This window comes from Streptomyces recifensis (assembly GCF_002154615.1).
Classification (GTDB): domain Bacteria; phylum Actinomycetota; class Actinomycetes; order Streptomycetales; family Streptomycetaceae; genus Streptomyces; species Streptomyces griseoluteus.
Window position 1 is genome coordinate 1 of the sequence record NZ_MUNH01000216.1, and the last position, 19,994, is coordinate 19,994.

The following is a 19,994-nucleotide window of genomic DNA, read 5'->3' on the forward strand; positions in this document are numbered from 1 at the left end:
GGCGAGTTCGGCGGCCACCGAGGGGGTGTAGTAGTAGTCGATCAGGCGCTCGGCGTTGCCCTTGTGGATCGCTCGGTCGGGGATCATCAGGGAGTCCGACCAGAGTTCGGCGCCCTCCTCGGGGACGACGAAGCGAATGTGGGGGTTGTCGGCCTGGAGCTGGATGACGTCGCCGGAGTACGCCTGGCAGGCGAGGACGTCGCCACTGACCAGGTCCTTGGTGTAGTCGTTGCCGGTGAAGCGGCGGATCTGGCCCCGGCGGACCTCCCGTTCCACCTCGTCGCACATGGTGTGGAAGTCGGCCGCCGTCCAGCGGGTGATGTCCACGCCGTTGCCCTGCATCAGCAGCGCGAACGCCTCGTCGAGCCCGGACAGCAGCGTGACCCGGCCCTTGAGGTCGCTCGCCCAGAGGTCCTTCACGTGCCGGATCTCGCGACCGAGCCGGCGGCGGTCGTACGCGATGCCGGTGATGCCGGACTGCCAGGGGACGGTGTACGTNNTGATCTTGCCGAAGAACTCGTCGTTGTCGTTGATCTCCTCGACGTAGTCGACGGAGATGCCGGTGCGCTTCTCGAAGGCGTCCAGCGTGGGCCGCCTGTTCGCGTCGTCGTCATCGGTGTCGATGTACAGCGGCCAGTTCGACCAGGTCAGCCGGTGGTCGGTGGCGGACCGGTCGGGGGCGGAGCGGTCACCGGGACGGACGTACGCCGAGGGCACCCCGCACCCGGCGAGCGCGCCGAGCGCGGCGGTGCCCCCGAGGGCCCGCAGGACGGACCGGCGGGAGGGGGCGGAACCACGAACAGAGGTGTGAAGCACCCGGAAAGTGTGCCGCCCCGTCCCCCGCAGGGACAATCCGGTCCGGGTCAGGAGTCCAGCGACGTCATCACGTGCTTGATGCGGGTGTAGTCGTCGAACCCGTACGCCGACAGGTCCTTGCCGTAGCCCGACTTCTTGAAGCCGCCGTGCGGCATCTCCGCGACCAGCGGGATGTGGGTGTTGATCCACACGCAGCCGAAGTCCAGCTTCTTGGACATGCGCATGGCACGCCCGTGGTCCTTGGTCCACACCGAGGAGGCCAGCGCGTACTCGACGCCGTTGGCCCACTCGACGGCCTGGTCCTCGTCGGTGAAGGACTGGACGGTGATGACCGGCCCGAACACCTCGTTCTGGATGATCTCGTCGTCCTGCTTCAGGCCGGAGACCACGGTCGGGGCGTAGAAGTACCCCTTGTCGCCGACCTGGTGGCCGCCCGACTCGACCTTGGCGTGCGCGGGCAGCCGCTCGATGAAGCCGGCGACCTGCTTGAGCTGGTTCGGGTTGTTCAGCGGGCCGTAGAGCACGTCCTCGTCGTCCGGCTGGCCGGTCTTCGTCTCGGACGCGGCCTTGGCGAGCGCGGCCACGAACTCGTCGTGGATGGACTCCTGGACGAGGACACGCGTCGCGGCCGTACAGTCCTGGCCGGCGTTGAAGAAGCCCGCCACCGAGATGTCCTCGACGGCCTTGGGGATGTCGGTGTCCTCGAAGACGACGACCGGCGCCTTGCCGCCCAGCTCCAGGTGGACCCGCTTGAGGTCCTTGGAGGCGGACTCGGCCACCGACATGCCCGCGCGCACCGAGCCGGTGATGGAGGCCATCGCCGGGGTGGGGTGCTCGACCATCATGCGGCCGGTGTCGCGGTCGCCGCAGATGACGTTGAAGACGCCCGCCGGCAGGACCGAGCCGATGATCTCGGCGATGAGGACGGTGGAGGCCGGGGTGGTGTCCGAGGGCTTGAGGACGACCGTGTTGCCCGCGGCGAGGGCCGGGGCGAACTTCCACACGGCCATCATCATCGGGTAGTTCCACGGCGCGACCTGCGCGCAGACGCCGATCGGCTCGCGGCGGATGATCGAGGTCAGGCCGTCCATGTACTCGCCGGCCGAGCGCCCCTCCAGCATCCGGGCCGCGCCCGCGAAGAAGCGGATCTGGTCGACCATCGGCGGGATCTCCTCGGAGCGGGTGAGCCCGACGGGCTTGCCCGTGTTCTCCACCTCGGCCGCGATGAGTTCCTCGGCCCGCTCCTCGAACGCGTCGGCGATCTTCAGCAGGGCCTTCTGCCGCTCGGCGGGGGTGGCGTCGCGCCAGGCCGGGAACGCCTTGGCGGCCGCGTCCATGGCGGCGTCCACATCCGCCTGCCCGGACAGCGGCGCGGTCGCGTACACCTCACCGGTGGCGGGGTTGACCACCTCGGTGGTCCGTCCATCGGCGGCGTCCCGGAACTCACCGGCGACATAGTTCCGGAGTTTGCGCAGCCCACGCGGCTCGGTGCTCACTGCCGGCCTCCTGATCTGGTTCGAGGGTTCGAGCTGTCCCCGCCCCGGAGGGCCGCATGGCTGTCCGGTGGCTGAGACACCCCAACCCTAGTCGGGACACCCACGTTTTCAACACCCCCGCCACCACGCGTACTGCGAAATCCGCACACCACAAGGTCGGAAACAACGAATTTCATCGATCGAGCCTTGCGAAACTGTCGAGGTGTCGTGCAGAGTGAGGCCGTGGCCAGTCGAAGCACAGAACCCAGGGACTCCGCCCGCGAGTCCAGGAGCGGCACTCCGCAGTTGGACGCCGTCTCCCTCGCCATCATCGAGCAGCTCCAGGAGGACGGCCGCAGGCCCTACGCCGCGATCGGCAAGGCGGTCGGCCTCTCCGAGGCGGCGGTGCGCCAGCGGGTGCAGAAGCTGCTCGACCAGGGCGTGATGCAGATCGTGGCGGTCACCGACCCGCTCACCGTGGGCTTCCGCCGCCAGGCGATGGTCGGAGTGCATGTCGAGGGCGATGTGGACGGCGTCGCGGACGCGCTGAGCGCCATGTCGGAGGTCGAGTACGTGGTGATGACCGCGGGCTCCTTCGACGTCCTCGCCGAGATCGTCTGCGAGGACGACGACCACCTGCTGGACGTGATCAACCGGCGTATCCGGGCCCTGCCCGGCGTCCGCTCCACCGAGAGCTTCGTCTATCTCAAGCTCAAGAAGCAGACCTATATGTGGGGAACCCGATAACCGTGACGCAGAAGGACCTCAGCCGCACCGCGTACGACCACCTGTGGATGCACTTCACCCGCATGTCGTCGTACGAGAACTCGCCCGTCCCCACCATCGTGCGGGGCGAGGGCACCCACGTCTTCGACGACAAGGGCAAGCGGTACCTCGACGGCCTGGCGGGCCTGTTCGTGGTCCAGGCCGGGCACGGCCGGGTGGAGCTGGCCGAGACCGCGCTGAAGCAGGCGCAGGAGCTGGCCTTCTTCCCGGTGTGGTCCTACGCCCACCCGAAGGCGATCGAGCTGGCCGAGCGGCTGGCCGGCTACGCCCCCGGCGACCTCAACAAGGTCTTCTTCACCACCGGCGGCGGCGAGGCCGTGGAGACCGCGTGGAAGCTGGCCAAGCAGTACTTCAAGCTGGTCGGCAAGCCCGCCAAGCACAAGGTGATATCCCGCTCGCTGGCCTACCACGGCACCCCGCAGGGCGCCCTGTCCATCACCGGCCTGCCCGCGCTGAAGGCGCCCTTCGAGCCGCTGGTGCCGGGCGCGCACAAGGTGGCGAACACCAACATCTACCGCGCCCCGATCCACGGTGAGGACCCGGAGGCGTTCGGCCGCTGGGCCGCCGACCAGATCGAGCAGCAGATCCTCTTCGAGGGCCCGGAGACGGTCGCCGCGGTCTTCGTGGAGCCGGTGCAGAACGCCGGCGGCTGCTTCCCGCCGCCGCCCGGCTACTTCCAGCGGGTGCGCGAGATCTGCGACCAGTACGACGTACTGCTGGTCTCGGACGAGGTCATCTGCGCCTTCGGCCGCCTGGGCACGATGTTCGCCTGCGACAAGTTCGGCTACGTCCCCGACATCATCACCTGCGCCAAGGGCATGACCTCGGGTTACTCCCCGATCGGCGCGACCGTCGTCTCCGACCGGATCGCCGAGCCGTTCTACCGGGACGACAACGTCTTCCTGCACGGCTACACCTTCGGCGGCCACCCGGTCTCCGCCGCGGTCGGCCTCGCCAACCTCGACCTGTTCGAGCGCGAGGGCCTGAACCAGCACGTCCTGGACAACGAGGGCGCCTTCCTGCGCACCCTGCAGAAGCTGCACGACCTGCCCATCGTCGGCGACGTCCGCGGCAACGGCTTCTTCTACGGCATCGAGCTGGTGAAGGACAAGAACACCAAGGAGTCCTTCGACGCGGACGAGATCGAGCGCGTCCTGTACGGCTTCCTCTCCAAGGCCCTGTTCGAGAACGGCCTGTACTGCCGTGCCGACGACCGCGGTGACCCGGTGATCCAGCTGGCCCCGCCGCTGATCGCCAACCAGGAGACGTTCGACGAGATCGAGCAGATCCTGCGCGCGACCCTGACGGAGGCGTGGACCAAGCTCTGACCCCGCCGGCCCCGGCCCCGGCGCCGCCCGTTCGAGTGAGAACGGCGGCCCGGGGCCGTGTGCTGTGCCGCCTCCTCCTCGGTGCTGCCTAGCGTGCCCAGTGACCGATCGGCCCGGTCTTCGTTCCCCCGAACAGGGCACAAGGACACGGGAAAACGGATCAGAACCGAGGTGTACGCCATGGAGGCTCCGCCGGACAACGACGTGCTGTGGGCACGCTCCCTGCACTTCAAGCATCCCGACGGCTCCCCCGGCATCGCCGGCATCTCGCTGGGCGTCCGGGAGAGCGAGATCCTCGCGGTCGGCGGCCCGCGCGGCAGCGGCAAGACGACCCTGCTGCGCTGTCTGTCCGGTCAGGTCCGGGTGGACGGGGGCGAGGTGTGGTTCAACAGCTCCCCCGTGCACACCCTGGGCCCGATGGCCCGCGAGAAGCTGCGCCGCGACCGGTTCGGCTGGATCGACCCGGCCCCGGCGCTCGTGCCGGAGCTGAACGTCTGGGAGAACGCGGCGCTGCCGCTGATGCTGCGTGGGACCAGCCGTCGCCGCGCCAAGGTGGCCGCGATGGAATGGCTGGAGCGGCTGGACGTGGGCGACAAGTCCAGGAAGCGTCCGCACGAACTGCTCCAGGCGGAGCGGCAGCGCGTCGCCATCGCCCGCGCGCTGGCCCCCGGACCGACGGTGCTGTTCGCCGACGAGCCGACCGCACCGCTGCACCGCGCCGACCGGGGGCACGTCCTGCGCACGCTGACGACGGCGGCCCGCTCGCACGGCATCACGGTGGTCCTCGCCACCCACGACCCGGAGACGGCGGCCCTCGCCGACCGCTCGGTCTCGCTGCTGGACGGGCGCCGGGTGAAGACCGTGCACCTCCCCGACGCCCCGGACACGGAAGGCCGGGCGGCGTGCTCGCTCTCCGTCTGACCCGCGCGGCCCGGCCCGCCGTCCAGTTGCGCCGTCTGCTGGTGGCGGCCGCCTCGGCGGGCACCGGCTTCCTGCTGCTCGGCTCCCTCGGCTACGCGATGGGCCACCCCCAGACGCCGGGCGCGGCGGCGCTGCGCCTGGCCTGGTGCGTGGTGCCGCTCGCCGCGACGGTGTACCTGGCGCTGGCGGTGGCCCGTACCGACCCCGGGACCCGGCCCCGGCCGGGGCTGTCGGCGGTGGGGCTCGGGCCGGGCCGGCTGATGGCGGTGTCCGCGCTGACCACTCTGCTCGCCTGCACGCTGGGCTCGATGGTCGCCCTGCTGTTCTTCCTGCATCTGCGCGGCGACCTGTCGGGGCTGCCCATCGACGGGAAGGGCGCGCAGTTCCTCGCGGCCGACCGGCCGCTGCCGGTACCGGCCGCGCTGACGCTGCTGGCGCTGCTGCCGCTCACCGCCTCGGGCGCGGTGGCGCTCAGCCTGCGCCCCCGGGACCCGCGCCGGCCCGCCGCGAAGGGCACGGCGTCCTTCGGCGCCCGCTGGCACGCCGTCCTGCACCGGACGGAGGCGCCCGCCTCGGCGGAAGCGCCGGTCGAAGCCGGGGCCGAAGGCTGGTCGGACGTGCTGACCGTCGCGCCGCCGCCCCGCGAGGCCCCGGCGGGCTTCCCCTGGGGTGTGGCCGCCCTGGCGGCGGGCCTCGCCGTACAGGCGTACGCGAACCGGGCCGCTCCGGCGTCCCTGCTGGCGCTGCCCGTGGAGGGCGCGGCGGTGCTGGCCGGCTGGCTGCTCACCGCGCTCGGACTGGTCCTGGCCGCGCCGGGCCTCACCTACCTGTGCGGGCGGGTGCTCCAGTCGGCGCAGCCCGGCGCGCTGCGGCTGCTGGCGGGGCGGGTGCTGATGTCGGAGGCCACACGGATCGGGCGCCCGCTGGGGGTGGTCTGCGCGGTGACGTCGGCCGCGCTCGCCACGACCGCGATGTACGACCAGCCGGCCGCCGCCTTCGGCCCGCTGTCGACCGTGGCCACGCTGGTGGTCGGCGGCTGCGCACTGGCCACGCTGCTGACGGCCGCCGTCGAGACCCGCCAGTCCCGCGCCGGCACCACGGCCGCGCTGCTCCGACTCGGCGCCCCGGCCACCATGCTGCGGGGCTCCGCCGCGTTGCGGGCCGCCGCACTGATCACCCTGTTCGTACCGCTCACCCTGCTGATCGCCTACCTGTCGGCGCTGCCGCCGGCGCGCTGAGGGACGAGCGGGAAAGAAAGTTCGCGGGCCGCCGATGAGTTCTCCGGCGGCCCGTCGTCTATACCGGCGAAAGCAGCTCGCGCACTTGTAGCAGGGGAGAACCGATGTACCAGCAGATGATCTTCGTGAACCTGGTCACCGCCGACGTGCCCGCCACCCGGAAGTTCTACAGCGACCTGGGTTACGGGATCAACGAGCAGTTCAGCACGGACGACGTGGTCAGCGTGATGATCAGCGACACCATCGTGGCCATGTTCCTCTCGCCCGCGCACTACGCCCAGTTCACCCAGAAGAAGATCGTGGACTCCCGCACCTCGAGCGAGACCCTGCTCTGTCTGAGCGCGGAGAGCCGGGAGAAGGTGGACGAGCTGGTGGAGAAGGCCATCGCGGCGGGGGGCACCTCGCACGGGACGACCCAGGACCACGGCTTCATGTACGGCCGCGCCTTCGACGACCTCGACGGCCACACCTGGGAGGTCATGTGGATGGACCCGGCCGCCGTCCAGGGGTGAGCATGCACGCATGACACCCGGCCGGATCATCTTCCTCAACGGCACGTCGAGTTCCGGGAAGTCGAGCATCGCGCGCGAGCTGCTCGGCCTCCTGGACGACGGCGTGTACTCCCACCTCTCGGTGGACGCCTTCAACGCGATGCGGGCCCGACGGGAGCTGTCGGGAGAGGAGTTCGACGCCGCGCTGCGCCGTACCCGCCTCGGCTTCCACCGCTCGGTCGCGGCCATGGCCGAGGTGGGCAACGACCTGGTGGTGGACCACGTACTCAGCGAGCCATGGCGGCTCACCGACTGCCTGGCCGTACTGCCCCCCGAGAACGTCCTCTTCGTGGGCGTCCACTGCCCGCGGGAGGAGCTGGAACGGCGCGAGCGGGCCCGCGGTGACCGGGAGGCGGGCCTCGCCGCCCTGCAGTACGACCTCGTCCACGCCCACGGCGACTACGACCTGGAGTGCGACACGAGCACCGCGTCGCCGCGCGCCTGCGCCCAGCGCATCCGGGACTTCCTCCCCCACCGGCCGAGCCCGACCGCCTTCAGCCGGCTGCGGGCCCGGTACTCCGTCGAGTGATGAGGCGGGACCGGGGAGGGGGACGGGACCGCACTAGCATGTGCGGATGCCTCCGATACCCGCCCGGCCCGAAGAGGTCGCCCCGGACCACGAGATCGAGTCGCTGGCGGAGTTCGACGCCGTCGTCGCCGCGCACGGGACACTCGCGGGGTTCCGCGTGCAGGCCGTCGACCTGACCGGCCGTACGGAGGACCTGCTGCGGCTGGACACCACGGGCGCCGTCTTCCTCGGGTGCCCCATGCACCTCGGCGCGGCCGCGCACCTCACCGCCGGCGGCGCCCTGGTGTTCCCTTCGGTGCCGGGCCTGCCCTTCGACCCGTACCGCGGGTTCGTCTACACGCCCGAGGAGCTGTTCGCCTCGCTGGCCGACGGATACGAGGCGACGCCGGACGCGCTGGCGTACGCGTGGTTCCAGCGGACCAAGTCCGACGGCGACATCCTCGCCTCGATGCTGCGCGCGGTCCACGACGATTCCGTCTCCGACGCCCTGGACGAACTCCTCACCGGCGCACGGGTGGTGGGCGTGATGGGCGGCCACGCGATGGCCCGCGGCACCGAGGAGTACGCGGGTGCGGCCCGGCTCGGCCGCGAATTGGCCCGCGCCGGCTTCACGGTGGCGACCGGGGGCGGACCGGGCGCGATGGAGGCGGCCAACCTCGGGGCGTACGCGGCCCCGTTCGAGGACGGGATGCTGACCGAGGCCCTGCGGATTCTGGCCAAGGCGCCCTCGTTCGCCCCGTCCGTGACGGACTGGGCGCGGGCCGCCTTCGAGGTGCGGGAACGCTGGCCGGACGGGGGCGGCTCGGTGGGCATCCCGACCTGGTTCTACGGGCACGAGCCGCCCAACGCGTTCGCCTCCCACCTCGGCAAGTACTTCGCCAACGCCACGCGCGAGGACGGCCTGTTGGCCCGCTCCAACGCCGGGGTGGTGTTCCTGCCGGGCGCGGCCGGGACCGTACAGGAGATCTTCGACAACGCCACGCCCAACTACTACGGCTCGCGCGGCAATCCGACGCCCATGGTGTTGGTGGACGAGGAGCACTGGACCGAGAGGCTCCCCACCTGGCCACTGCTGCGGGCGTTGGCACGGGAACGGCCGATGGAGTCCCGTATCGCCCTGGTTGGCCGGATCGAGCTGGCTTCCGACGCGTTGAAACGTCTCGCCGGGCAATAAGAAGGTAAAGTCAACGCCCGTTGACCGCCTACGCATTGACACGCTTATGGCGCGCTTATAAACCTGTGTGTCTTGTGGGGATGCTGGGGCTCCGCTCCGTCCGCGGCTCCAACTCCCCGTCAGCCCCCCGCAGTTCTGCACTCAGCAAAGGACATGACTTGTCCATATCCCGCCGTAACGCGCGCCGCTCCGTGCGCATCCTGGGCCTGGCCTCCGCGTCGGCCGCCCTGGTCCTGGGTGTCTCCGGTCAGGCTCTCGCCTGCAACATCGGCGAGTTCAAGGCCGAGGCCACGTGCAAGGGTGAGAAGGGCCAGATAACCGTCACCGACCGCGACTTCTCCGGCCAGAAGGCCACCGTCTCGGTGTTCCTGGAGAACAACGGCGCCGACGAGAAGAAGATCGGCGAGCAGGTGGTGACCGGCACCAAGGAGGGCGCCACGATCGTCTTCGACGAGGACTGGGCGCCCGGCGCGGTCTACCGCGTCAACGTCAACGTGCCCCGCTTCATCGACAACAAGAACATCGAGCCCAACCTGACGGCTCCGGCGACCGCGTGCAAGAAGGAGGAGTCCCCCTCCCCGACGCCGCCCGCCTCCGAGTCCCCGGCGCCGACCCCGTCCGCGTCGGCTCCGGCCGAGGACAGCGCCACCCCGTCCGCGAGCGAGAGCAGCAGCGCCGCCGCGCCGGTGTCCGAGGCGCCGAGCAACGCCCCCTCCGCGGCGATCGGTGACTCCAACCTGGCCGAGACCGGTGCGAACTCCAACACCGGCCTGATCGCCGGTGTCGCCGGTGCCCTCGTCGTCGTCGGCGGTGGCGCGGTGTACTTCGGCATGCGCCGCCGTGGCGCGAAGAGCGGTAGCTGACGCTTCCGCCCGCCGTAGCCGACAGCGGCCCGTCCCCGTCACGCACGGGGGCGGGCCGCTGTCTTCTCGCCGGTCAGCCGAGTACGACGGTCTCCGCCGCCTCGAACTCCACCCCGGTCTCGGCGCCAGTCTCCGGCGCCTCGCGCAGCGGGCAGGCCGCCTCCAGGTGCGGACCGCCGTCGCGCGGCTGGAGCCGGAGCGCCACATGGGTGCCCTTGAAGGTGCGGGCGGTCACCGTACAGGCGAGCCCCTCGCCGACGCCCACGAGCCGCACCCCGGCGGGCCGCACCAGCAACTCCCCGGCGCCCTGCGGTGACCCCTCGGGCACGGGCAGCTTGCCCCACGGGGTGTCGGCGGCCGCCCCGGTCACGCTCGCCGGAACCACGTTCTCGAAGCCGAGGAAGCGGGCCACGAAGGCGTCGGCCGGCCTGCGCCACACCTCAAGGGGGGTCCCGGACTGCGCGATCCGCCCGTCCCGCATGACCACCACCCGGTCGGCCAGCGCGAACGCCTCGCCCTGGTCGTGGGTGACGGCGAGCACGGTGGTGCCCAACCGGCTGAAGAGTTCGCGGAGTTCGACCACCAGCCGCTCCCGCAGCGAGCGGTCCAGCTGCCCGAGCGGCTCGTCCAGCATCAGCAGCCTCGGCCGGGGTGCGAGCGCCCGCGCGAGGGCGACCCGCTGCTGCTCCCCGCCCGACAGCCCGGCCACCGCCCGCCGGGCCGCGCCGGGCAGCCCGACCAGCTCCAGCAACTCCTCTACCTGGTGCTCCCGTTGGCCCTTGGGCATGCCGTGCATGCGGAGCCCGAAGGCGACATTGCCGCCCACGTCCCGCTGCGGGAAGAGCTGGTGGTCCTGGAACATCAGGCCGACCCCGCGCCGGTGCGCGGGCACCCCCGCCTGATCCCGGCCGCCCAGCAACACCCGCCCCGACGACAGGGGTTGGAGACCCGCCACGCTTCGCAGCAGCGTCGACTTGCCGCTGCCGCTGGGCCCGAGCACGCACACCACCTCGTGCTCGGCGACACCGAGGTCCACCGTGTCGAGCACCGGCCGCCCGCCGAGACGGACGGTCGCCTCCTCAAGGCTCAGCAGCATCAGAACTCCCCCGTCCGGTCGGTGCGCAGCCGCTCCAGCAGGAGCAGCGCGGCCGCACAGACCACCATGAGAATCGTGGAAAGGGCCATCGCCTGGCCGTAGTTCAGCTCCCCCGGCCGGCTCAGCAGCCGGGCCACCGCGACCGGCAGGGTGGGATTGTCGGGCCGGGCGATGAACACGGTCGCCCCGAACTCGCCGAGCGACACCGCGAACGCGAACCCCGCCGCGATCAGCAAAGCCCGCCGCACCAACGGCAGATCGACCTCCCGCCACACCCGCCAGGGCGACGCCCCGAGCACGGCCGCCGCCTCCCTGAGCCGGGTGTCCACCGCCCGCAGCACCGGCAGCATGGTCCGTACGACGAAGGGGGCGCCGACCAGCGCCTGGGCGAGCGGGACCAGGAACCAGGACTGGCGCAGGTCCAGCGGAGGCTCGTCCAGCGCGATCAGGAAGCCGAAGCCGACCGTCACGGCGGAGACGCCGAGCGGGAGCATCAACAGCGCGTCGAATCCGCGCATCAGCCGGCCCGCGTCCCGGCGGGCCAGCGCCGCGGCGGCCAGGGCGCCGACCACCAGGGCGATACCGGTGGCGGCGACCGCGTACTCCAGCGAGGTCCACACCGCGTGCAGCGGCGCCACCAGGAACGTACCGCCGTCGGCGTCGGTCAGTGCCCGGTAGTAGCCGAGGCCCGGCGCGTCCAGCGAGCGGCGCACCAGCACGCCGAGCGGCAGCACCAGCAGCACCGCGACGGTGGCGAGCACCCCGCCGAGCAGCGCCCACTGGCCGGCGCCGCGCGGACGGCGGGCGGTGACGGAGGCGTCGACCAGGCGCAGCGCGGTCTCCCGGCGCCGTACCGTCCAGGCGTGCACGGCGAGGATCGCGCCGACCGCGGCGAACTGGACCAGGGTGAGGACGGCGGCCGTGGTCAGGTCGAAGACCTCGGAGGTCTGGCGGTAGATCTCCACCTCCAGGGTGGAGAAGGTGGGGCCGCCGAGGATCTGGACCACGCCGAAGGAGGTGAAGGTGAACAGGAAGACCATCAGCGCGGCGGCGGCCACGGCGGGCGCCAGCGCGGGCAGGGTCACCTGGCGCCAGGCGCGCAGCGGGGAGGCGCCGAGCATCCGGGCGGCCTCCTCCTGCCGGGGGTCGAGCTGTCCCCAGAGCCCGCCGACGGTGCGGACGACGACGGCGTAGTTGAAGAAGACGTGCGCGAGGAGGATCGCCCACACCGTGGTGTCCAGCCGGACGCCCCACAGTTCGTCCAGCAGTCCGCCGTGGCCGACCAGGGCGAGGAACGCGGTGCCGACGACCACCGTGGGCAGTACGAACGGCACGGTGACCACGGCCCGCAGCACCTGTTTGCCGGGGAACTCCAGCCGGGCGAAGACCCAGGCGGCGGGCAGCGCGATCAGCAGGGTGAGCGCGGTGGAGGCGAGGGCCTGCCAGGTGGTGAACCAGAGCACGTGCCGGATGTCGGAGCGGCCCAGCACCTCGGCGAACCGACCGAGGTGCCAGGTGCCGTCGGCCTTGAGCCCGCGCGCCGTGATCGCGGCGACGGGCCAGGCGAAGAACAGCGCGAAGAACGCGACGGGCAGGGCCATGAGCCCCAGCCGCGCCGCGCTCCCGCGGCCTCGCCGTCGGGCTGCTCGCGCTACTTCAGAACGAGTGACGTCCACGAGCTGACCCACTGGTCGCGGTTGGCGGCGATCTTCTCGGGCGCCATGGTCGCCGGGTCCTTGGCGGCGGGCCCGTACTCGGTGAACTCGGCGGGGACCTTCGCGTCCTTGGTGACCGGGTACACGAACATGTTGAGCGGCATGTCCTGCTGGAACTGCTTCGACAGCAGGAAGTCGAGGAACGCCTTGCCGCCCGCGGGGTTCTTCGCGTGGTTCAGCAGGCCGGCGAACTCGACCTGCCGGAAGCAGGTGCCGTCCGAGACGCCGGTCGGGGCCGTCTTCGGCTTCTTCTTGGCGTAGATCACCTCGGCGGGCGGCGAGGAGGCGTACGACACGACGAGCGGCCGGTCACCGCCCGCCTTCCTGCCCTCGGAGGACCCGGAGAACTCCTGGTAGTACGCCTGCTCCCAGCCGTCGACGACCTTGACGCCGTTGGCCTTCAGCTTCTTCCAGTACCCCTCCCAGCCCTTGTCGCCGTAACCGGCCGCGCTGCCGAGCAGGAAGCCGAGGCCGGGCGAGGAGGTGGCGGCGTTCTCGGTGACCAGGAGGTTCTTGTACTTCGGGTCCGCGAGGTCGGCGAAGGTCCGCGGCGGCTTGAGCTTGTGCTCGGTGAAGTACGCCTTGTCGTAGTTGACGCAGATGTCGCCGTGGTCGACCGGCGTGACACGGTGCCTCGCCGCGTCGAGCTGGAAGGCGGGGTCGACCTGGCCGAGGCCCTTGGCGGCGTACGGCTGGAAGAGGCCGTTGTCGAGGGCGCGGGAGAGCAGGGTGTTGTCGACGCCGAAAAAGACGTCGCCCTGCGGGTTGTCCTTGGTGAGGACCGCCTTGTTGACGGCCTGCCCGGCGTCGCCGTCCTTGAGGACGCGCACCTTGTAGCCGGACTGCTTCTCGAAGTCCGCGATCACGTTCTTGGACGCGGCCCACGAGTCGTGGCTGACAAGGGTCACGGTCCTGGTGTCCGCGGCCCCCTTGGTGTCGGTGGACCCGCACGCGGAGAGCGTGAGCAGGCCGAGGCCGACCGCCGCGGCCACGAAGGTCTTGGTGTGCACTGGTGGTCCTCCTGGGTGGGCCAGGAAGAGACGCGGCCCTGCCCGGACTCCGCGCGGGAGGCCGGGCAGGGCACAACAGCTTGAGTGATGACCGAACTTCCTACCCAGAATGACCTGGGCGAGGTTCAGAGGGTCTGCGGCCTGGTTGCCGCACTCTCAGCGCTGTGGCGCTCCCCTGTCGGAATATGCAGATGTATGACTGGTATGACGTTGTACTGACCGGCTCAGGTTACCGCTCGGTGGCCGCGAGCTGCCCACACGCCCCGTCGATCTCCTGACCGCGGGTGTCCCGGACGGTCACCGGCACGCCGTGCGCGGCGATGGCCTCCACGAACGCCTTCTCGTCCTCGGGACGGGAGGCGGTCCACTTGGAGCCGGGGGTGGGGTTGAGCGGGATCAGGTTGACGTGCACGGGCCTGCCCTTGAGCATCCGGCCGAGCCGGTCGCCGCGCCACGCCTGGTCGTTGATGTCCCGGATCAGGGCGTACTCGATGGACAGCCGGCGGCCGGACTTCTCCGCGTACTCGAACCCGGCGTCCAGCACCTCGCGCACCTTCCACCGCGTGTTCACGGGGACGAGGGTGTCGCGCAGCTCGTCGTCGGGGGCGTGCAGGGAGATCGCCAGCCGGCACTTGAAGCCCTCGTCGGCGAAGCGGTGGATGGCGGGGACGAGGCCGACCGTCGACACGGTGATGCCGCGCTGGGACAGCCCGAGGCCGTCGGGGGCGGGGTCGGTGAGGGCCCGGATGGCGCCGACCACGCGCTTGTAGTTGGCGAGCGGCTCACCCATGCCCATGAAGACGATGTTCGAGAGCCGGGCGGGCCCGCCGGGCACCTCGCCGTCCCTCAGCGCCCGCATGCCGTCCACGATCTGGTGCACGATCTCGGCGGTGGACAGATTCCGGTCCAGCCCCGCCTGCCCGGTCGCGCAGAACGGACAGTTCATCCCGCATCCGGCCTGGCTGCTGATGCACATGGTGACCCGGTCCGGGTACCGCATCAGCACCGACTCCACGAGCGTGCCGTCGAACAGCCGCCACAGGGTCTTACGGGTGGTGCCCTGGTCCGTGGCCAGGTGCCGGACCACCGACATCAGCTCCGGGAACAGCGCCTCCCGCAGCTTCTCCCGCGAGCCGGCCGGGATGTCCGTCCACTGCTCGGGGTCGTGCGCGTACCTCGCGAAGTAGTGCTGCGAGAGCTGCTTGGCACGAAACGGCTTCTCCCCCGCCTCCGCGACAGCGTCCTTCCGCTCGGCGGGCGAAAGATCAGCGAGATGCCGCGGCGGCTTCTTGGCTCCGCGGGGGGCAACGAAAGTAAGTTCTCCGGGCTTAGGCATGGCTGTACCAGTGTCGCAGATCCACTTGGGTGACCTGCGGCTGCCGCTCACTACGACTGTCATTAGTAGGCGTCGGTGGTCGCCATTGAGCGGCGTCGGACGGCCCAGAGACGGCCCAGCCGACAGGGCTGCACGTCCCCGGCTGAGCTGCCACTGTCATCGTTCCGATCCCCTCACGCGAAGCAGACCGTCCATGGCGAGACGCCGCCGCCACGATGGCATAGAAGCGATCACCCAGGTGGGAGCGGATCTGGAACCCCTCCGCGTCGGGCCCGTGGGGATCTCAGCCGCCCCTTGCCAACGCGGCCCGCAAGGGTGGCTTCACCCTTTGTCTCAAGGGGCACACGGCCAGGGAGACCCACGGAGGTACCGAGATGAGCGCCGGAGAACGGGCCAAGACGAAGGCCGAACAGATCGTCGGAAGGACCGTGCGGACGGCAGCCCACGCGATGCACAAGGAAACGCTCGCGGCGAAAGGCGCCGCTCTCGAAGCACGAGGCAAAATGCGGGGCACGAAGGAACAGGCCAAGGGCTCCTTCAAGCGCTGAGCGCGCTGCCGCAGGCTTAAACGCGCCCCAGGAACGGCCGAAGACCCAGGAAGAGGGAAACAGCCCCGTGCCTGGGCCTTCGGCGTTCACTGGGGAGGTACTGACCTGGGCGTTTCCGGTGTGCTCCCCCAGGTTCCCCGCGAGTCCCCACCAGTCGCTGTTCCATCGGGCACGCCGGGGTGCGTCGCCTTTCACAGACGACGGATGCCTCGCGGGCCCAAGGAGTCTCGTAGGCAAGCGGCCGGGCCTCCACCCGAGAGTGTCCGAACATCACTGCTTCATACCTCGCGCCTGGCAGTCGTCGGCTTAGATGGCATCGTGTCCGAGCAGACCGTCGCGCTGATCAGCGCCGCCAGTGCGCTCAGTGGTGTTGTCCTTACTGGTGCATTCTCCCTACTCAAGGGGCGTCAAGAACGTCTGAGCAAGGAAGCGGATCGTGATGAACAGCGCGGGATCATGCATCGCGACGCACGTCGTGGGGTTTACGCTGAGCTCCTCAGTAAGTTGCACGAGACAGATCGGGCCCTCAGCCGAATAAGCAAGATCATTCCTGGTACTTCCCCGGGGACCCAAGTTGTTGAGGACGTCATTGAAGCCGAGGCGTCGCTCTTCCGCCTTCGTGCAGCGGCCACAGCTGTGTCCCTAGAGGGTCCGGCTACGGTGAGTGCCGTAGCTGACGAACTCGTCAAGGCATGTTGGTCCATGCTGACAATCTGCGCTGAGCTCAGCGGTCAGCATATGGGCTCTGATCAAGCGCTCGGACAGTTGGATTCGCCTGCTATGCGTCAGGCCCGGACTGCCATTGACCAGGCACGCCTAGCGTTCATTGCACAGGCTAGGCATGCGCTCGGCGGCGACGCTCCTGGCTTCGGAGGGCAAACGGCGCGGTCGGCGGAGTCTCAATGACCGAGTCAAGCCTGTGGGGCGCCGCTCATCGGTTGAGAAGGGCGCCCCGTGCCGGCGTTGCGCGATGCTGCCCCTCGATGCGAACTATGGGCATGGTGGTCGCTGAGGTCTCCCAGGCGCGTCAGTTGGCTGCTTGGGCCTGGTGGCGGTCGTTCGGAGGCGCGGAGGTTGCTGTACTTCGCTGCTGTACGGCTCCCCTGGATCGTCTGCCTGGACGGGACAGCATGACGGCCGGCGCTTGCGCGATCATGAGCACATGGAATCGTGGACGATCAAACACTTCTCTCAGGCCAACCCGGCGGGAACCGGGCAGGATGACGTGCCCGCGCTGCTCCGTAGAGTCGCAGACTCCATCGAAAGCCGCGGCTCGGTTCAGGTTCAGGATCTCGTCATGCATACGGAGGTCACTGCGGACGGCCTTTGGCCGAGCCTCACGGTGTACTTCCACGACCCCGAAGACTGATCCGGACTTCACCCGGAGCGCTTTGCACTTCGTCCGCTTCCTTATCAGGTCGCTCACAGCCCCCGTGGGGACTGGGAAACTCCTAGCCTGACGACGGTCCGCCGACCGCTGAAGGCCGCTCTCGTCCGGCTGCGTTCGCCTATGTTGGTGTCAGCCGTTGGTGTCACCAGGTACACGTCTGTTGGCCTCGGTCGGGGACTGACGGGCCGCTTTAGGGCAGTCCCGGGCGTGGCGCAGGGACCCCAGCACTCGGTGCAGCCTAGTCATCGAGCATGTCGGTGTTGTACTGGTCGTGCCTGATCCGGAAGGCTTTCAGCTCTTTGCGGCTGCGCTGTGAGTACTCCGCCACCTTCTCGAAGTACTCCTCCCTGGGAGCTCCCGGTGTGAAGAGCAGCAGCAGCGACACTGGGTCGTCACTGTCGTTGTGGAAGGCATGCAGCCCGCCGGCCGGTACGTGGAGGAAGTCTCCCTCGCCTCCTGTGACCCAGTGTTCGCCGTTGTAAAGCCGGACCTCGCCGGACAGGACGTAGAAGGACTCGGAGATCGTACGGTGAAAGTGTTCCGTGGCGCCCATGGCCTTCGGCCCCATGTCGATCTTGTACAGGCCGAACTCGCCGTTGGTGTTCTCCTGCTTGGCCACGTAGCTGATCCCGAAGTCGCTGGAACCAGTTCCGGGTTGCGAGGATGCAGGTAGGAACATCGCTCTGACCTGGCCCCTTTCGCCGAAATAGCGGGGTTCTGGGTAGGACATGGCGACTTCCTTTCGGGCCGGCGTTAAGTACCGAACGGGAGGAGCCTGGGCGGGCGCCATGCAGCACCCACTGAGCTGACCCCGATCGAATCGACCACGCGCTGGGCCGCGGAGCCGATCCGCCGGAAGCTGCGCGCTCCCTTCAGCAAACCTTCTTTTTCTGAAGACCGCTCTGTGGAGCCGCCTTCGCACCCATGCCCGCTACTTCCTTAGCTTGGATGAGTTTGCAGCTCGCATGGCCCGAGCTGGCTGAGGTCGATCACCCACCACCTACCCCAGCTCCCATCCCGTCCGCCGTCGACCCAGGCAGAGCCGAGCAGACGCGGCCCATGGCGTCCAGGTCGTTCGTACAGTGGCGCGCTCCACCTGGACGCCATGAACCACGCCCGCTCCACGGTGTGTGTGCTGATCTCAGGAAGGAGGGGGTCTACGGGACGCTGCAACAGAAGCAGCTGATGGCTTGGATGGATCTACGCAACAAGGCTGCGCACGGCGACTGGGACGAGTACGACCCGCAACAGGTGCGGCTCCTGATCGACGGCGTCCGTGCCTTCATGCTCAAATACCCGGCGTAGCCACTCCACTCCACTCCACAATCGGAAACGGCCGATGTGGACGCATCCTCACCCGTGGGTGCCGTCTGTCGGTGGTGGCCGGCCTCGCACGGCCCAGGGACGGGGGCGATCGCGCGCAGGGCCGCGTTCCGGTCCGAACCCGTGATGCACGCTCAGCGGGAACGACTCATCCCGAGGGCGGCAAATCGTGTGGGAGATCGCAAGCGTCCCCTTTCAGATGGAGACGACGAAGCTCTCCCAGCTCGTTGACGGGAAAGGGGTGCAGCATCCACTTCTTCCGGTATCCGTCCTCACCATGCAGCCGTAGGACACCTTGCGCGGCTTCCATGACCACGTGCCCGAAAGCGCTGCGCGACTGGAGTGAGCTCCACAAGAGCTCGCCGTCGTCGTCCGGCAGGTCGAAGCTCGCGGACATGTCAGGGAACGCGTAGATGCCGATCTCGACATCTGTCCCGCGGCTACTGAGAACCCACCTCACTTCTGCGGGCTCCAGGTCGAAGGAGATCCGCCGAGCAGCGTCAGTTCCGTACAGCCCCGCAACGCCCCTGAGCAGGTCAGCAAGAGCATTGGTGCAGTAACTCGGACTGCACTTCTGCTCCGACTCACCGTCGGCAATACGGTACGTCGCCCAACCGGCTCCGGTCAGACTCCAACTGAACTGGAGATCACCCGACATGTGCCCCTCCCCTGTGATCGTCTGCGGAGACGGTACCTACCTCCACTCGGTGCGGTGTCCGTCCTCTGCAAGCTGAGGCGCAACGGCTGGAAGTTCCCGCCCCGCCGCTGAGTCGGCATCTCCGAAAGGACTGTTGACGCGCATGCGCGGGGCAGCGTCAGGAAGCGGCAGCCTGAGTGGGCGGACAACGCACTGGGCCCCGCTCTCGGAGGGAGAGCGGGGCCCACGGGACGTGAGCGGGGTCAGGACCCCACGAACGCCACCAGCAGTAGCCACACCACCGGTGCCGTGGGGAGCAAGGAGTCCAGGCGGTCCATGATTCCTCCGTGGCCGGGGAGGAGGGTGCCCATGTCCTTGATGCCGAGGTCGCGCTTGATCATCGACTCGCCGAGGTCGCCCAGCGTGGCGCTGCCCGCGACCGCGAGGCCGAGGACCAGGCCCTGCCACCAGGCGCCGTCGTCGATGAGGAACTGCATGCACAGCGCGCCGGCGACCATGGCGAAGGCGACCGCGCCCAGCAGGCCCTCGCGGGTCTTGCCGGGACTGATGCGCGGAGCGAGCTTGTTCCTCCCGAAACGCCAGCCGACCGCGTACGCGCCGGTGTCGCTCACCACGGTGAGGAGCAGGAACGTCAGCACCCGCCAGGCACCGTCGTCGGCGGTGAGCATCATCGCCACGAAGGTCGCCAGGAACGGCACGTAGAACGCGGCGAAGACACCGGCCGTGACGTCCTTGAGGTAGCCCTCCGGCGGCTGGGTCATCCGCCAGACCAGAACGGCCAGCGCGGTGAGGGCCATGGCGACCCAGGCACCCTCGGCGCCGCGCGCGTAACCGGCGACCACCATGGCCGCACCGCCCACCGCGAGCGGAACCAGGGGTGCCTTGATCCCCTTGCGCTCCTGGAGCCGGCTGGTCAGCTCCCACAGACCGACGACCACCGCGACGGCGACCACACCGACGAACACGGCCTTGACGACGAAGAGCGAGGCGATGATGACCACGCCGAGCCCGACGCCGACGCCTATGGCCGCGCTCAGGTCACGGCCCGCGGTCTTCTTCGGCACGGGCACCGGCTGAGGGGCGTCAGGCATCGGGTCGTCGTCCTGGTCTCCGCCATACGCGGGTACGTCGGGCACGCTGGGCATGGGGCGAGTCTGCGGCGCCTCGGGCGCATCGTATGCGGGACCCGCCGTGACAGCCCCCTGGACAGGCCCACCCACGGTGGGCCCCCAGTACC

20 protein-coding genes are annotated in these 19,994 nt (G+C 69.7%); 11 read left to right on the plus strand and 9 right to left on the minus strand.

The features are described from left to right. On the minus strand, nucleotides 1-816 hold an 816-nt coding region (locus CCN33_RS12945; protein WP_140394527.1), incomplete at its 3' end, for a substrate-binding domain-containing protein. Between the two features lie 47 nt (nucleotides 817-863). Next, entirely contained in the window at nucleotides 864-2,312 is a 1,449-nt protein-coding gene (locus CCN33_RS12950) for a gamma-aminobutyraldehyde dehydrogenase (RefSeq protein ID WP_086693780.1), read from the minus strand. A gap of 207 nt (nucleotides 2,313-2,519) precedes the next feature. On the opposite strand from CCN33_RS12950, the gene CCN33_RS12955 reads away from it, so the two are divergent. The 8 genes from CCN33_RS12955 to CCN33_RS12990 all read left to right on the plus strand — a co-directional run bounded on the left by CCN33_RS12955 (nucleotide 2,520) and on the right by CCN33_RS12990 (nucleotide 9,681). Next, nucleotides 2,520-3,038 (plus strand): Lrp/AsnC family transcriptional regulator, encoded by a 519-nt coding sequence (locus tag CCN33_RS12955; RefSeq protein WP_167387842.1) that lies wholly within the window; start codon nucleotides 2,520-2,522, stop codon nucleotides 3,036-3,038. A gap of 2 nt (nucleotides 3,039-3,040) precedes the next feature. After that, nucleotides 3,041-4,405: an aspartate aminotransferase family protein gene (locus CCN33_RS12960; protein ID WP_086693781.1), complete on the plus strand. Its 1,365-nt coding sequence runs from the start codon at nucleotides 3,041-3,043 to the stop codon at nucleotides 4,403-4,405. Nucleotides 4,406-4,585: 180 nt separating this feature from the next. Then, nucleotides 4,586-5,326 carry an ABC transporter ATP-binding protein gene (locus tag CCN33_RS12965; RefSeq protein ID WP_086693796.1) on the plus strand — a complete coding sequence of 247 codons (741 nt, stop codon included), beginning with the start codon at nucleotides 4,586-4,588 and terminating at the stop codon, nucleotides 5,324-5,326. Beyond that, on the plus strand, nucleotides 5,308-6,564 hold the full coding sequence (locus CCN33_RS12970; RefSeq protein WP_086693782.1) for a hypothetical protein: 1,257 nt from the start codon (nucleotides 5,308-5,310) through the stop codon (nucleotides 6,562-6,564). The genes CCN33_RS12965 and CCN33_RS12970 overlap by 19 nt, the downstream gene beginning before the upstream one ends. Nucleotides 6,565-6,668: 104 nt before the next feature. Further along, nucleotides 6,669-7,076, plus strand: a complete 408-nt coding sequence (locus CCN33_RS12975; protein ID WP_086693783.1) for a VOC family protein — start codon at nucleotides 6,669-6,671, stop codon at nucleotides 7,074-7,076. A 10-nt stretch (nucleotides 7,077-7,086) separates the two neighbouring features. Continuing rightward, the gene (locus CCN33_RS12980) at nucleotides 7,087-7,644 is read left to right on the plus strand and encodes a chloramphenicol phosphotransferase CPT family protein (protein WP_086693784.1); all 558 of its coding nucleotides are present in this window, start codon (nucleotides 7,087-7,089) and stop codon (nucleotides 7,642-7,644) included. A 46-nt stretch (nucleotides 7,645-7,690) separates the two neighbouring features. Next, nucleotides 7,691-8,818 (plus strand): LOG family protein, encoded by a 1,128-nt coding sequence (locus tag CCN33_RS12985; RefSeq protein ID WP_086693785.1) that lies wholly within the window; start codon nucleotides 7,691-7,693, stop codon nucleotides 8,816-8,818. Between the two features lie 158 nt (nucleotides 8,819-8,976). Next, the gene (locus CCN33_RS12990; protein ID WP_167387843.1) at nucleotides 8,977-9,681 is read left to right on the plus strand and encodes an LAETG motif-containing sortase-dependent surface protein; all 705 of its coding nucleotides are present in this window, start codon (nucleotides 8,977-8,979) and stop codon (nucleotides 9,679-9,681) included. 73 nt (nucleotides 9,682-9,754) lie between these two features. Here CCN33_RS12990 and CCN33_RS12995 read toward each other — a convergent pair whose 3' ends face one another. From CCN33_RS12995 to rlmN, 4 genes are all read right to left on the minus strand, one after another. Further along, on the minus strand, nucleotides 9,755-10,777 hold the full coding sequence (locus CCN33_RS12995; RefSeq protein ID WP_086693787.1) for an ABC transporter ATP-binding protein: 1,023 nt from the start codon (nucleotides 10,775-10,777) through the stop codon (nucleotides 9,755-9,757). Beyond that, a complete protein-coding gene (locus CCN33_RS13000) occupies nucleotides 10,777-12,378 on the minus strand; it encodes an ABC transporter permease (protein WP_086693788.1) in 1,602 nt (533 codons plus the stop codon). The genes CCN33_RS12995 and CCN33_RS13000 overlap by 1 nt, the downstream gene beginning before the upstream one ends. A gap of 50 nt (nucleotides 12,379-12,428) precedes the next feature. After that, entirely contained in the window at nucleotides 12,429-13,502 is a 1,074-nt protein-coding gene (locus tag CCN33_RS13005; RefSeq protein ID WP_086693789.1) for a thiamine ABC transporter substrate-binding protein, read from the minus strand. A 229-nt stretch (nucleotides 13,503-13,731) separates the two neighbouring features. Then, nucleotides 13,732-14,838, minus strand: coding sequence for a dual-specificity RNA methyltransferase RlmN (gene rlmN, locus CCN33_RS13010; RefSeq protein WP_086693790.1), 1,107 nt, complete (start codon nucleotides 14,836-14,838; stop codon nucleotides 13,732-13,734). 374 nt (nucleotides 14,839-15,212) lie between these two features. Here rlmN and CCN33_RS32005 point away from each other — a divergent pair, with 374 nt between their 5' ends. The 3 genes from CCN33_RS32005 to CCN33_RS13015 all read left to right on the plus strand — a co-directional run bounded on the left by CCN33_RS32005 (nucleotide 15,213) and on the right by CCN33_RS13015 (nucleotide 16,755). Beyond that, nucleotides 15,213-15,386, plus strand: a complete 174-nt coding sequence (locus CCN33_RS32005; RefSeq protein ID WP_167387844.1) for a hypothetical protein — start codon at nucleotides 15,213-15,215, stop codon at nucleotides 15,384-15,386. 318 nt (nucleotides 15,387-15,704) lie between these two features. Then, nucleotides 15,705-16,292, plus strand: coding sequence for a hypothetical protein (locus tag CCN33_RS31560; protein ID WP_140394528.1), 588 nt, complete (start codon nucleotides 15,705-15,707; stop codon nucleotides 16,290-16,292). Nucleotides 16,293-16,548: 256 nt separating this feature from the next. Beyond that, the gene (locus tag CCN33_RS13015; protein ID WP_086693791.1) at nucleotides 16,549-16,755 is read left to right on the plus strand and encodes a hypothetical protein; all 207 of its coding nucleotides are present in this window, start codon (nucleotides 16,549-16,551) and stop codon (nucleotides 16,753-16,755) included. Between the two features lie 259 nt (nucleotides 16,756-17,014). Here CCN33_RS13015 and CCN33_RS13020 read toward each other — a convergent pair whose 3' ends face one another. From CCN33_RS13020 to CCN33_RS13030, 3 genes are all read right to left on the minus strand, one after another. Beyond that, on the minus strand, nucleotides 17,015-17,506 hold the full coding sequence (locus tag CCN33_RS13020; protein ID WP_086693792.1) for a cupin domain-containing protein: 492 nt from the start codon (nucleotides 17,504-17,506) through the stop codon (nucleotides 17,015-17,017). Between the two features lie 741 nt (nucleotides 17,507-18,247). Then, nucleotides 18,248-18,757 carry a hypothetical protein gene (locus CCN33_RS13025; RefSeq protein WP_086693793.1) on the minus strand — a complete coding sequence of 170 codons (510 nt, stop codon included), beginning with the start codon at nucleotides 18,755-18,757 and terminating at the stop codon, nucleotides 18,248-18,250. Nucleotides 18,758-18,999: 242 nt separating this feature from the next. Continuing rightward, nucleotides 19,000-19,994, minus strand: a 995-nt coding sequence (locus CCN33_RS13030) for a phosphatidate cytidylyltransferase (protein ID WP_244173780.1), incomplete at its 5' end; no start/stop codon positions are given.